At 70.0% G+C, this 13165-nt stretch carries 13 protein-coding genes; 5 read left to right on the top strand and 8 right to left on the bottom strand.

Going from position 1 to position 13165, the window contains the following annotated elements:
• Positions 1–48 precede the first annotated feature (48 nt).
• Positions 49–2445, bottom strand: a complete 2397-nt coding sequence (locus ACFZCP_RS04725; RefSeq protein ID WP_391424025.1) for an HAD-IC family P-type ATPase — start codon at positions 2443–2445, stop codon at positions 49–51.
• 255 nt (positions 2446–2700) lie between these two features.
• Positions 2701–2967: a DUF2530 domain-containing protein gene (locus ACFZCP_RS04730; protein WP_362681367.1), complete on the bottom strand. Its 267-nt coding sequence runs from the start codon at positions 2965–2967 to the stop codon at positions 2701–2703.
• A gap of 151 nt (positions 2968–3118) precedes the next feature.
• On the opposite strand from ACFZCP_RS04730, the gene ACFZCP_RS04735 reads away from it, so the two are divergent.
• Complete coding sequence (locus ACFZCP_RS04735) at positions 3119–4570, top strand: solute carrier family 23 protein (protein ID WP_391424027.1); 1452 nt, start codon at positions 3119–3121, stop codon at positions 4568–4570.
• Between the two features lie 34 nt (positions 4571–4604).
• On the opposite strand, the gene ACFZCP_RS04740 is transcribed toward ACFZCP_RS04735, so the two are convergent.
• On the bottom strand, positions 4605–4787 hold the full coding sequence (locus tag ACFZCP_RS04740; RefSeq protein WP_391424029.1) for a ribbon-helix-helix protein, CopG family: 183 nt from the start codon (positions 4785–4787) through the stop codon (positions 4605–4607).
• A 154-nt stretch (positions 4788–4941) separates the two neighbouring features.
• Between ACFZCP_RS04740 and ACFZCP_RS04745 the strand changes: the two genes are divergently transcribed.
• Together ACFZCP_RS04745 and ACFZCP_RS04750 are read left to right on the top strand one after the other, a co-directional pair.
• A complete protein-coding gene (locus ACFZCP_RS04745; protein WP_391424031.1) occupies positions 4942–5379 on the top strand; it encodes a MarR family transcriptional regulator in 438 nt (145 codons plus the stop codon).
• A gap of 225 nt (positions 5380–5604) precedes the next feature.
• Entirely contained in the window at positions 5605–6876 is a 1272-nt protein-coding gene (locus ACFZCP_RS04750) for an MFS transporter (protein WP_391424033.1), read from the top strand.
• A 114-nt stretch (positions 6877–6990) separates the two neighbouring features.
• Here ACFZCP_RS04750 and ACFZCP_RS04755 read toward each other — a convergent pair whose 3' ends face one another.
• Complete coding sequence (locus ACFZCP_RS04755; RefSeq protein ID WP_391424034.1) at positions 6991–7527, bottom strand: GNAT family N-acetyltransferase; 537 nt, start codon at positions 7525–7527, stop codon at positions 6991–6993.
• Positions 7528–7605: 78 nt separating this feature from the next.
• On the opposite strand from ACFZCP_RS04755, the gene thpR reads away from it, so the two are divergent.
• Entirely contained in the window at positions 7606–8178 is a 573-nt protein-coding gene (gene thpR / locus ACFZCP_RS04760; RefSeq protein WP_391424036.1) for an RNA 2',3'-cyclic phosphodiesterase, read from the top strand.
• 229 nt (positions 8179–8407) lie between these two features.
• Here the strand turns inward: thpR and ACFZCP_RS04765 are convergent, their stop codons facing one another.
• From ACFZCP_RS04765 to ACFZCP_RS04775, 3 genes are all read right to left on the bottom strand, one after another.
• Complete coding sequence (locus ACFZCP_RS04765; protein ID WP_391424038.1) at positions 8408–9400, bottom strand: aldo/keto reductase; 993 nt, start codon at positions 9398–9400, stop codon at positions 8408–8410.
• 43 nt (positions 9401–9443) lie between these two features.
• The gene (locus ACFZCP_RS04770) at positions 9444–10028 is read right to left on the bottom strand and encodes a Uma2 family endonuclease (RefSeq protein ID WP_391424040.1); all 585 of its coding nucleotides are present in this window, start codon (positions 10026–10028) and stop codon (positions 9444–9446) included.
• Positions 10029–10116: 88 nt separating this feature from the next.
• Entirely contained in the window at positions 10117–10800 is a 684-nt protein-coding gene (locus tag ACFZCP_RS04775) for a GDSL-type esterase/lipase family protein (protein ID WP_391424042.1), read from the bottom strand.
• Between the two features lie 88 nt (positions 10801–10888).
• Here ACFZCP_RS04775 and ACFZCP_RS04780 point away from each other — a divergent pair, with 88 nt between their 5' ends.
• Positions 10889–11875: a WD40 repeat domain-containing protein gene (locus ACFZCP_RS04780; protein ID WP_391424044.1), complete on the top strand. Its 987-nt coding sequence runs from the start codon at positions 10889–10891 to the stop codon at positions 11873–11875.
• Between the two features lie 87 nt (positions 11876–11962).
• Here ACFZCP_RS04780 and serC read toward each other — a convergent pair whose 3' ends face one another.
• A complete protein-coding gene (serC, locus tag ACFZCP_RS04785) occupies positions 11963–13081 on the bottom strand; it encodes a phosphoserine transaminase (RefSeq protein ID WP_391424046.1) in 1119 nt (372 codons plus the stop codon).
• Positions 13082–13165 lie beyond the last annotated feature (84 nt).

Consider the following 13165-nt stretch of genomic DNA (forward strand, 5'->3'; position numbering starts at 1 on the left):
CCACCGGAACCGTACCGGTGGCGCGGCCGCCTTGTTCGTCCCCGGCCCTCACGCCGGAAAGCGGCGGTCGACCCATCTCCAGAGGTACTCCAGAACGATCGCCGCCACCACCGCGATGCCGACCGCCGTCCACGGCATCGCCACGCCGACCAGCTTCAGCGCGAAGAAGGTCTGCAGGGCCGGTACGGCGAGAACGAACACGAACGCCACGCCCATCGAGGCCACCAGCAGGACGCGCCACCAGGTGTAGGGGCGGGCGATGATCACCAGGACCCACATGGAGATCAGGAACAGGGTCAGGGTCGCCGCACTGGTCTCCGCGTCCAGGGAACCCGGCCCCGTGTAGTAGTGCCGGGCGACCAGGTACGTCACGAAGGTCGCCGCTCCGGCCACCACCCCGCCCGGGATCGAGTAGCGCATCACCGTGCGCACGAAGTGCGGCCTGGCCCGCTCCCTGTTGGGCGCAAGCGCCAGGAAGAAGGCCGGGACGCCGATGGTGAGGGTGGACAGCAGGGTCAGGTGGCGTGGCAGGAAGGGGTATTCGACCTGCCAGCACACCACCAGCAGCGCCAGCAGCACCGAGTAGACCGTCTTGACCAGGAACAGCGTCGCCACCCGCGTGATGTTGCCGATGACCCGGCGGCCCTCGGCGACCACCGAGGGCAGCGTGGCGAAGCTGTTGTTCAGCAGGACGATCTGCGCGACCGCACGGGTCGCCTCCGACCCCGAGCCCATCGAGACACCGATGTCGGCGTCCTTGAGGGCGAGGACGTCGTTCACACCGTCGCCGGTCATCGCGACCGTGTGCCCACTGGACTGCAGCGCGCCGACCATGTCCCGCTTCTGCTGCGGGGTGACCCGCCCGAACACGGTCCCCTCGTCCAGCGCGCCCGCCATGCCCTCACGGTCGGCGGGCAGCCGGCGCGCGTCCACCGCCGTACCGGACAGGCCCAGCTTGGCGGCGACCGCGCCCACGGACACCGCGTTGTCACCGGAGATGACCTTGGCGCGCACCTTCTGCTCGGCGAAGTAGCGCAGGGTGTCGGCGGCGTCGGGCCGCAACCGCTGCTCCAGCACCACCAGGGCGGTGGGGCGGGCGCCGCGGGCCGGTTCGGGGTCGTCCAGGTCGCGGGTGGCACGGGCCAGGAGCAGAACCCGAAGCCCCTGTTCGTTGAGACGACCGGTTTCGGCCAGGGCCGGGTCGTCGGCGCCCAGGAGCACGTCGGGGGCGCCCAGCAGCCAGGTGCTGGCCTCGCCGTCGCCCTCGCTGAAGGCGGCACCGCTGTACTTGCGGGCCGAGGAGAACGGCAGCGACTCGATGCAGCGCCACTCCTCGCTGTCCGGGTAGGCGTCGATGATCGCCTGGAGGGAGGCGTTGGGCCGCGGGTCGGACTCGCCGAGCGCACCGAGCGCCCTGCGTACGTACGTCTCGTCGGCCCCGTCCAGCATCCTGAGGTCGGTGACGTCCATGCCGCCCTCGGTGAGCGTGCCGGTCTTGTCCAGGCAGACGGTGTCGACACGGGCGAGTCCCTCGATGGCCGGCAGCTCCTGCACCAGGCACTGTTTGCGGCCCAGCCGGATGACGCCGATCGCGAAGGCGACGGAGGTGAGGAGCACCAGCCCCTCGGGGACCATCGGGACGATGCCGCCGACCGTGCGGGCGATCGCGTCCTTCAGGTCGTTGTTCTTGACGACGAGCTGGGTGACGACCAGGCCGATCGCGGCCGGGACCATCATCCACGTCACGTACTTGAGGATCGTGGAGATGCCGCTGCGCAGCTCGGAGTGGACGAGCGTGAAGCGTGAGGCCTCCTCGGCGAGCTGGGCGGCGTACGCCTCCCGGCCCACCTTGGTGGCCTGGAACGCGCCGCCGCCCGCGACCACGAAGCTGCCGGACATCACCTGGTCGCCGGGGTGTTTGACGACGGGGTCGGCCTCTCCGGTGAGCAGCGACTCGTCGATCTCCAGGCCGTCGGCCTCGGCGCACACCCCGTCCACGACGACCTTGTCGCCGGGGCCTATTTCTATGAGGTCGTCCAGGACGATCTCGTTCGTGGCCACCTCGGTGGCGTTGCCGTCGCGGCGGACGGTCGGCCGGGACTCGCCGATCACGGCGAGGGAGTCGAGGGTCTGCTTGGCGCGCCACTCCTGCACGATGCCTATGCCGGTGTTGGCGAGGATCACGAAGCCGAAGAGGCTGTCCTGGATCGGCGCGACGAACAGCATGACCAGCCACAGGACGCCGATGATCGCGTTGAACCGGGTGAAGACGTTCGCGCGGACGATCTCGCCCAGGGAGCGGCTACTACGCACCGGCACGTCGTTGACCTGCCCACGCGCGATGCGCTCCGCGACCTGGGCACCGCTCAGACCGGCCGAGGGCGTGCCCGGCAGGGCGACCGGATGCACGGGGTCCAGCTCGGCGCCCGCGTCTATATGGGTCATGCAATCGACGGTACGTGCCCGTCTGCCCACCCGCCCACCCGACTCGGTCGGCTGGAAGGCGGGCGTTCGGGGCTGGAGGGGTGCGGTTGAGGCCGAGTGAGTCGGGTGCGCAGGTGGGCGACGGGGGTCCGGGGGGCGGAGCCCCCGGTGGGCCGGCCCGGCCGACGGCGCTGTTCAGCTCACGACGCTGTTCAGCCCAGGGCGCTGTTCAGCTCACGGCGCTGTTCAGCCCAGGGCGCTGTTCAGCTCACGGCGTTATTCGGCCGCCGCCGCCTTCAGCGAAGCGTCCCTCTTGATCGCCGCGTCCCGCCTGCGGACGTACCAGATGCCGATCAGGCCCAGCCCGCCGCCGGCCAGACAGGTCCACAGCCACCAGGTGCGGTCGTGGTCGGCGAACCAGCCGTAGAAGGGGAGCTGGACGAGGAAGAGGACGAACCACACGATCGTGCCGCCGGTGATGGTGGCGACCACGGGGCCTTCCAGGGGCTCCGGCGCCTCGTGCTTGGGGGTCCACTTAGCCATGGGGCACAGCTTAAGGGTCTGGCACGTCTACGCGCGGAGATAGCGATCTCGCGTTCATACGTTCATACTGAAACCGTTTGTCTTTGACCACTTCTGCTCGTATGAAACTCCAACGGTGCTCGGGGGAACCCCGTCGGTGATGAGGTCCCGCATGTCCACCCCGGCTCCCGCCAAGGTCCCCGCCCCTGAACAGCCAGGTGGCGAACCCGCCTACGGCGCCCTGGATCGCTACTTCAAGATCTCCGAGCGCGGCAGCTCCGTCGCCCGCGAGATCCGCGGTGGTTTCGCCACCTTCTTCGCGATGGCGTACATCATCGTGCTGAACCCGATCATCCTCGGTAGCGCGAAGGACATGTACGGGCATCACCTGGACAACGGTCAGCTGGTCACGGCGACCGCCCTGACGGCGGCCTTCACGACGCTGCTGATGGGTGTCATCGGCAATGTGCCGATCGCGCTCGCCGCCGGTCTCGGCGTGAACTCGGTCGTCGCGCTCCAGCTGGCACCCCGGATGTCCTGGCCGGACGCCATGGGCATGGTCGTGCTGGCCGGCTTCGTGGTCATGCTGCTGGTCGCCACGGGCCTGCGCGAGCGCGTGATGAACGCGGTGCCGTTCGGCCTGCGCAAGGCGATCTCCATCGGTATCGGCCTGTTCATCATGCTGATCGGCCTGGTCGACTCCGGCTTCGTCAGCCGGATCCCGGACGCCGCACAGACCACCGTGCCGCTCCAGCTCGGCGGCAACGGGCACCTCGACGGCTGGCCGGTGCTGATCTTCATCCTGGGCACGCTGCTGACCTTCGCCCTGATCGTCCGCAAGGTGCCGGGCGCGATCCTGATCTCCATCGTCGGGATGACGGTCCTCGCGCTGATCATCAACTCGGTCGCCACGGTCACCACCTGGGGCCTGACGGTCCCGAAGTGGCCGGGCAACCCGGTGTCCACCCCCGACTTCGGCCTGATCGGCCAGGTCAGCCTGTTCGGCGGCTTCTCCGAGGTCGGCATCCTGACCGGGATCCTCTTCGTCTTCACCGTCCTGCTGTCGTGCTTCTTCGACGCGATGGGCACGATCATGGGCGTCAGCGACGAGGCCAAGCTGACCGACGCCGAGGGCTACATGCCGGGCATCAACAAGGTCCTCTTCGTGGACGGTCTCGCGGTCGCGGCGGGCGGTGCCAGCTCCTCCTCGGCCACCACCGCGTTCGTGGAGTCCACGGCGGGCGTCGGCGAGGGCGCGCGCACCGGCTTCGCGAACGTCGTCACGGGCGCCCTCTTCGCGGTGGCCCTCTTCCTCACCCCGGTCGCCACGATGGTCCCGTCGCAGGCGGCCACCCCGGCCCTGATCACCGTGGGCTTCCTGATCCTGTCGAACTCCGTGAAGGAGATCGACTGGGCGGACTACACCATCGCGATCCCGGCCTTCGTCACCATGCTGATGATGCCGTTCACGTACTCGATCACGAACGGCATCGGCATGGGCTTCATCACCTTCGTGGTCCTGCGCCTGGCCGCCGGGCGGGGGCGGGAGATCCCGGTCCCGATGTACGTCGTCTCGGCGGTCTTCGCCTTCTACTACCTGATGCCGGCCCTGGGGCTGACCTGAGCCGTCCCCGGGCCGACCCGAGCCCCCAGGTGACTCAGGTGACCCCGTAGAACTTCTCCGTCTCCTCGACGGCGGTCTGGAACCGCTGGTCGAAGTCGTCCCGAATGAGCGTGCGGACCACATAGTCCTGCACGCTCATTCCTCTTTTCGCCGCGTGGTGGCGGAGCCGTTCGAGCAGCTCCCCGTCTATGCGCAGGCTGAACACGCTGGTCCCCATGGACACGAGGGTCGCGGCACCGATCCGGCCGGTGTGTCACGTTCCGCCTCTCGATCACCCAAATGAGTGATATCCCGGTTCAGTGGCCGGGGTCACGGGCACGCGGCCGTATCCCGCTGGTCTTTAGAGAGAGTAATGAGTTACTCTAAAGAACATGTCGGACCTTACCCATGGCGACGACGCTGCCGCCGTGAACGCCCTCCGCTCCTCCGTGATGCGGCTGTCCCGTCGGCTCAAGCACCAGCGGGTCGACGAGTCGCTGAGCCCGACCGAGATGTCGGTGCTCGGCACCCTCTCCCGCTGCGGCCATGCCACGCCGGGCGAGCTGGCCCGCAAGGAGCACGTCCAGCCGCCGTCGATGACCCGCATCGTGGCGCTGCTCGAGGCCAAGGGCCTGGTCCGTCTGGACCCGCACCCCGAGGACCGGCGCCAGAAGGTCGTCACCAGGACCGAACAGGCCGAGGCGATGCTCGAGGAGAGCCGCCGCAAGCGCAATGCGTTCCTGGCCGGCCTGGTCGAGGGCCTCGACGAGGACGAGTGGGCCAAGCTGCGCGCTGCCGCCCCCGTGCTGGAGAAGCTCGCGCACCTGTAGGAAACCGTCGCACCGCGAGTGAGCCGAAGGGCCGTGCCGGTGCCGGGAGGACGTACGCGCAAAAGCCCCGAGGGCTGCGCGCGAGGAGCCTGCCGACACCGGCCGACAGCGCCCGGCGGGCGAACGAGCAACCAGAAGAGGAGGCGAACCCCTTTGAGTACGGGACCCGGAGCACCTTCCGCCCCCGCACCGACACCTACTACCCCCGTATCCCGCAGGTCCTCGATGTTCAGCTCGCTGAGGATCAGGAACTACCGCCTGTTCTTCGTCGGACAGGTCGTCTCCAACACGGGCACCTGGATGCAGCGCATCGCCCAGGACTGGCTCGTACTCAGCCTCACCGGTTCCTCCGCGGCCGTCGGCATCACGACGGCCCTGCAGTTCCTGCCGATGCTGCTGTTCGGACTCTACGGCGGCGTCCTCGTCGACCGGCTGCCCAAGCGGCCCACGCTGCTCGTCACCCAGACGTCCATGGCCGTCACGGGCCTGGCGCTCGCCTTCCTCACCCTCTCCGGCCACGTCCAGGTCTGGCACGTCTACCTCGCCGCCTTCGCCGTCGGCATCGCCACGGTGATCGACAACCCGGCGCGGCAGTCCTTCGTCTCCGAGATGGTCGGCCCCGAGCAGCTGCAGAACGCGGTCAGCCTGAACTCCGCGAACTTCCAGTCCGCCCGCCTGGTCGGCCCCGCCGTCGCCGGCCTCATGATCACGGGCGTGGGCACCGGCTGGGCGTTCCTCTTCAACGGCCTGTCCTTCGTCGCCCCCGTCGCCGGCCTGCTGCTGATGCGCGCCCGCGAACTGCACGTGGTCGACCGCGCGCCGCGTGGCAAGGGCCAGCTGCGGGAGGGTCTGCTCTATGTCGCCGGCCGCCCGGAGCTGATCTGGCCGATCGTCCTCGTCGGCTTCATCGGCACGTTCGGCTTCAACTTCCCGGTGTGGCTGTCGGCCTACGCCGACGACGTCTTCCACGCCGGCGCCGGTGCCTACAGCCTCTTCAACACGCTGATGGCCGTCGGCTCCCTCGGTGGCGCCCTGCTGGCGGCCCGTCGCGGCACCGCCCGGCTGCGCGTCCTGATCGCCGCCGCGGTGGCCTTCGGCACGCTGGAGACCGTGGCCGCGCTGGCCCCGTCGTACTGGCTGTTCGCGCTGCTCATGGTCCCGATCGGGATCTTCGGCCTGACGGTCAACGTCACCGCCAACACCGCCGTGCAGATGGCCACCGACCCGGCCATGCGCGGCCGGGTGATGGCCCTGTTCATGATGGTGTTCATGGGCGGTACGCCGCTCGGCGCCCCGGTCGTCGGCTGGGTCACCGACACCTACGGCCCCCGGGTCGGCTTCGCCCTCGGCGGCATCGTCTCCGTCGCCGCGGCCGCCTCCGTCGGCCTGGTCCTCGCCCGCATCGGCGGCCTGCGCCTGTCGGTGGGCTGGTACCACGGCCACCCGCGGGTGCGGTTCGTCCCGCGGGACCGGGAGCAGCTGGCCACGGCGGCCTGAGCCCCACCCGGCACCACGGGGCAGGGCGCGAGGCCCGGAGGGCGCCCGCCGCGGTGCGCGGCGCGAGGCCCGGAGGACGGCCGCCGCGGGGCGGCACGCACGGCCCGCAGGACGCTAGAGCACTCTCCGGGCCAGTACCTGCCCCGGCCACGCGTCGTCCCCGGGCACGCCGACGGTGAAGGACTCGGTCGGGATGAAGCCGTTGCGCTCGTAGAAGGCGACCAGCTTGCCGTCGTCGCCCGCGTAGCAGTCGACGCGCAGCAGCGAGATCCCGGACCGGCGGGTCTCCTCGGCCGCGCGGGCGAGGAGCGCGGCACCCGTGCCGAGGCCCTTGAAGCGGCGGTCCGAGGCGAGGATGTGGATGAACCGCTCGGGCTCGTCGGCCGCCTCCAGGTACTCACCGGGCGCGTCGGTCAGCGTGAGCGTGGCCGCCGGGACACCGTCGTACTCGGCGATGTACGGGCTGCCCTCGGTGACGTACCGGGTGATCATGGCCACCGCTCTCGGGTTCTGCGACCAGGGGGTGGTGCCCCACTGCCGGGTGCGCCCCTGCGCCACCAGCCACTCCACGGCGCTGTCGAACATGCCGAGTATCACGGGGATGTCGTCGGGCCCGCCTTCTCTGATGCTGATCTTCCCGTTTTTCTCCATGCACCTGATCATTGCGGCCCGGGCGCCCCGGGGCAGCCGCTTTGTGCGTTCCGGCCCGTTCCCTGCCAGGGTGACGGCATGAGACTCTTCGCCGCGGTACTGCCCCCGGAGGACGTCATCGACGAACTCGCCGCCGAGGTAGCCCGGTTGCGCCGCCTGCCCGGCGCCGACGGACTGCGCTGGACGGGCCGGCCCGGCTGGCACTTCACGCTCGCCTTCTACGGTGAGGTCGGCGACGACCTCGTACCGGACCTGTCGGACCGGCTGGCGCGCGCGGCCGGGCGCACCGAGCGGTTCTCCCTCGCCCTCTCGGGCGGCGGGCAGTTCGGGCACGGGCGGGCCCTGTGGGCGGGCGCCGCCGGCGATCTGGAGACCCTCCGCCTGCTGGCCGACCGGGCGGAGTCGGCGGCGCGCAGGGCGGGGGTGCCGATGGGGGAGCACCGGCGGTACAAGGCCCACCTGACGGTGGCGCGCAGCCGGGACGCGGTGGACGTGCGGCCGTATGTGCAGCTGCTCGGCGAGTTCAGCGGCCGGACCTGGACCGTGGCCGACCTGGCGCTGGTCCGCAGCAACCTGCCCACGTCCGGGGTGCCCGGGGAGCAGCCCCGGTACGAGGTGGTCGACCGCTGGGCACTCGGCGGGGCCGGTTAGGCTCGGGGACGTGGAACCGAAAACCCGGAACCGGATCATGGCCGGTGTGCTTGTGCTGATGTTCGTGGTGGTTGCCGTGTCGGCGGCGCTCAGGTAGGTCCCCGGCGGTCATGGCCGGGGCCGGGGCTGGGGCACTGCGGCCTGTGCGTCGGCTGCGGGCCGTGTGTGGCCGGCCGCGCCCACGCGGCAGGGCCGCAGGTCGGTACCGCCCCGAGCCCCTGGCGGGGCGCTACCAGGCGAAGGCCTCCGGGGAGGGGCCCGGGCCCGGGAAGATCTCGTCCAGCCCGGCCAGCAGTTCTTCGCCCAGCTCCAGCTCGACCGCACGCAGCGCGGACGCCAGCTGCTCGGGCGTGCGCGGGCCGACGATCGGGCCGGTCACTCCGGGGCGGGTGAGCAGCCAGGCCAGGGCGGCCTCGCCGGGCTCCACGCCGTGCTTGTCGAGCAGGTCCTCGTACGCCTGGATCTGCGCGCGGGAGGCGGGGTCGGCGAGGGTGTCGGCGGCCCGGCCGGAGGCGCGGCGCCCGCCCTGCACCTCCTTCTTGATCACGCCGCCGAGCAGGCCGCCGTGCAGCGGCGACCACGGGATGACCCCGAGGCCGTAGTCCTGCGCGGCCGGGATGACCTCCATCTCGGCACGGCGCTCGGCCAGGTTGTACAGGCACTGCTCGCTGACGAGCCCGATGGTGCCGCCGCGGCGGGCGGCGATCTCGTTGGCCTGGGCGATCTTGTAGCCCGGGAAGTTGGAGGAGCCGACGTAGAGGATCTTCCCCTGCTGGATCAGTACGTCGACGGCCTGCCAGATCTCCTCGAAGGGAGTGTTCCGGTCGATGTGATGGAACTGGTACACGTCGATGTGGTCGGTCTGCAGCCGCTTCAGGCTGGCGTCGACGGCCCGCCGGATGTTGAGCGCGGAGAGCTTGTCGTGGTTGGGCCAGGGGTCGCCGTCGGCGGCCATGTTGCCGTACACCTTGGTGGCGAGCACGACCTTGTCACGGCGGTCGCCGCCCTTGGCGAACCAGTTGCCGATGATCGATTCCGTACGGCCCTTGTTCTCGCCCCAGCCGTACACGTTGGCGGTGTCGAAGAAGTTGATGCCCGCGTCCAGTGCCGCGTCCATGATCGCGTGGCTGTCGGCTTCATCGGTCTGCGGGCCGAAGTTCATGGTGCCGAGGACAAGTCGGCCGACCTTGAGTCCCGTGCGTCCTAGCTGTGTGTACTTCATGGTCCACCAGCCAACGGCTTGGAGTGGACTCTAGGCAAGCACCTCAGTCGTGGGGGAACTCGTCGGTGCTGAGGGTGAGGCCGACGACCGTGTCGGTGAGGTCCAGGTCGCTGCCGAACGGCACCGTGGTCTCGATCTCGTAGTCGCCCTCCTTGGGCTGGGTGTAGACGTGGCACCGGCGCTGGTAGGGGTCGGCGACGACGTAGACCGGGACCTCCGCTGTGGCGTATGCGGTCTTCTTGGGCCCGTAGTCGTTCGCGGCGGTCCCCTTCGAGATGACCTCGGCGACGAACTCGACGTCCTCGTGACGCCAGTGGCCGCCCTCCGTCTTCTCGGCGCCCTCGGCCATCACCGTCACGTCCGTGGCGAAGCCGTTGAGGTGGCCCGGGTAGTCGATCCGGACGTCGGACTTCACCCGTTTCCGGGGGTACTTGGTGCGCAACTGCTCGTAGAGGTCGGCGATGATTTCCCAGTGGGTGTCCCGCTGCGGCGACATGTAGACGGTCCCCTCGACGATCTCGACCTTGTATCCCTCGGGGGTGGTCCGCTCAAGCGACTCGAACAGTCCGTCCAGAGTCAGCTCGCCGCTCTCTTCGGCCATCTCGATCCTGTCTTCGAGGACGGTCATCGTGGCGCTCCTCCCCGGCTGCCCCACGCACGAGTGCAGCCGCGCGGTTCAACGATACGCACCGTGACCGGGAGGCGCCGGGATCAAGTCAACTTGTTCCAGCCGCGTACGCCTGTCCGAACCCCCACGCCTCCCACATCGCCCCCGCGAACGCCCCCGCGATCCGGTGCTCCCCGCTCGCGTTGGGATGCGTCCCGTCGTAGGTGTCGGCGTCGATGTCGTACGACTCCGGCGGCGAGGCGAGCAGGATCGGCGAGCGCGGCTCGTCCAGGTCGGCCACCGCCTTCGCGAGCAGGACGTTGAACCGGTCCACCTGTTCGGCGAAGGGCGCGTCCGTGAGGGCGCGGATGTTCGGGATCACCGGGAGGAGGACCATGCGGATGCGCGGCCTCGCTTCCCGGGCGGCCGCGACGAAGGCCCGCACGTTCTCCGCCGTCTGCTCGGCGTTCGTGTAGAACCCCAGGTCGATCAGGCCGAGGGAGACGAGCAGGACGTCGGCCCGGTGCTCGCGCACCGCCTCGCCGATCAGCGGGGCCATGTGCAGCCAGCCCTCGCCCCAGCCGGCCAGATGGGCGCGGGGGAAGCCGGGTTCGGCGTACGCGGACGACGTCGGTGCGTCGGTTGTTTTGTCGTACAGCTCCTCGCGCGGGCCGACGAAGGTGAACGGGCCGTCGTCCGCCTCGGACAGATGCCGCCACAGCCGGTAACGCCACGTGTGTTCGCCCGCGCTCCCGATCGTCATGGAGTCACCTACGGGCATGAACCTGAGCATCCGCTCATGATGGACGATCACGCGCGCGTGTGGGGTGTGAGGCCCGCCACGCCCCCTGAACCACCGCAGGCAATGGCACGCTTGATGCATGCGTCGACCGTTCGCCCTGCTCGCCGGGGCCCTGCTCGTGGGTGCCTGCGCGCTGCCCGCCTCCGCCGCCGACAGCCGCCGTACCGGTGACCAGGGGTTCACCATCAAGGACCCGAGGATCACCGAGTCCAGCGGGCTGGCCGCCTCCACCCTGCACCCCGGCATCTACTGGACGCACAACGACAGCGACGACGGGCCGTACATCTACGCCGTGGACAGCAGGACGGGCAAGACCGTCGCCACGCTGACCCTGCGCGGCATCGGCTCCCCCCGCGACGTCGAGGCCATCTCCATCGGGCCGGACCACCAGATCTACGTCGGTGACATCGGCGACAACCTCGGCGGCAAGTGGCCGTACGTCTGGATCTACCGGCTGCCCGAGCCGAAGGTGCTCAAGGACCAGACGGTCAGGGCCACCCAGTACGTCGTGAAGTACTCGAACGGGCCCCGGAACGCCGAGTCGCTCCTCGTCCATCCCCGGACCGGGCGCGTGTACATCATCGACAAGAACGAGGACGGCGGGCATCTGTACGAGGGGCCCGCGACGCTGTCCGCCTCCGGCGCGAACATCTTCAGGCCCGTCGCCACCGTCGACCTCTGGGCCACCGACGCGGCCATCTCACCGAACGGCCGGCAGCTCGCCGTACGGGGGTACTTCGGCGGCATCTACTACGACTGGAACGGCGGGAGCATCAAGCGCAAGGGGCGGCTCGACGTGCCCCTGCAGGGGCAGGGCGAGTCCGTCTCGTACTCTCCCGACGGCACCAAGCTGATGTACGGCAGCGAGGGCGCGGGCAGTTCGGTCGAGGCGAGGGACGCGCCGGGCGGGGCGTCGTCGGGCAAGACGCCCTCGGGGGGCGGCAGTTCCGCCTCCCGGGCGGGCGGCAGCGCCACGGTCGGCGGGAGTTTCAAGGTCGGCGCGGTCGTCGTCGCGGTCCTGGCCGCGGCCGTCTTCGGGCTGCGGCGGCTGCGGCGACGGGGCTGAACACCTCGCCGCGGAGCCGGAGGAACACGAGGGCGCCCGGTGCGGACACCGGGCGCCCTCATGCCTGTCACTGCTGCGTCCGAGAGGTCAGAGCTTCTCGATGACGTGGTCGATGCACTTGGTCAGGGCCTCGACGTCCGCCGGGTCGATCGCGGGGAACATGGCGATGCGCAGCTGGTTGCGGCCGAGCTTGCGGTAGGGCTCGGTGTCCACGATGCCGTTCGCGCGCAGGACCTTGGCGACGGCGGCGGCGTCGATCTCGTCGGAGAAGTCGATCGTGCCGATGACCTGAGAGCGCTTGGCCGGGTCCGTGACGAACGGGGTGGCGTACTTGGATTCCTCCGCCCAGCTGTACAGGCGGGTCGAGGAATCCTTGGTACGGCCGGTGGAGAAGGCCAGGCCGCCCTGGCCGTTGAGCCACTCCAGCTGCTGGTTCAGCAGGAAGAGGGTGGCCAGCGCCGGGGTGTTGTACGTCTGGTTCTTGCGGGAGTTGTCGATCGCCGTGGGGAGGCTGAAGAACTCCGGGACGTGACGGCCGGAGGCGTGGACGCGCTCGGCGCGCTCGATCGCGGCCGGCGAGAAGACGCCGATCCACAGGCCGCCGTCGGAGGCGAAGGACTTCTGCGGGGCGAAGTAGTAGACGTCCGTCTCGGCGATGTCGACGGGGAGGCCGCCCGCACCGGAGGTGGCGTCGACCAGGACGAGCGCGCCCTGGTCGGCGCCGGCGACGCGCTTGATGGGCATGGCGACGCCGGTGGAGGTCTCGTTGTGGGTGAGGGCGTAGACGTCCACGCCCGCCTCGGCCTGTGCTTCGGGGTGGGTGCCCGGGTCCGTGGAGACGACCGTCGGCTCGGCCAGCCAGGGGGCGAGCTTGGCGGCCTTGGCGAACTTGGAGGAGAACTCGCCGAAGCTGAGGTGCTGGGACTTGTTCTCGATCAGTCCGTGGGTGGCGATGTCCCAGAAGGCGGTGGAGCCGCCGTTGCCGAGGACGACCTCGTAACCCTCGGGGAGGGAGAACAGGGAGCTGATGCCTTCGCGGACCTGGCCCACGAGGTTCTTGACCGGGGCCTGGCGGTGGGAGGTGCCGAGCAGAGAGCTTCCGGTGGCGGCCAGGGCGTCGAGCGCCTGGGTGCGCACCTTGGAGGGGCCCGCGCCGAAACGTCCGTCGGCGGGCTTGATGTCAGCGGGAATCTGGATGTCGGCCACGGGTCGGAGGGTATCGGCTAGACGAAACGGGACGGAACCATGTCCGTCCGATGAGACGAGAGCGTCGAGCCCTGGACCCTGTGG

This window comes from Streptomyces sp. NPDC007971, from assembly GCF_042958635.1.
In the GTDB taxonomy this organism is placed as follows: domain Bacteria; phylum Actinomycetota; class Actinomycetes; order Streptomycetales; family Streptomycetaceae; genus Streptomyces.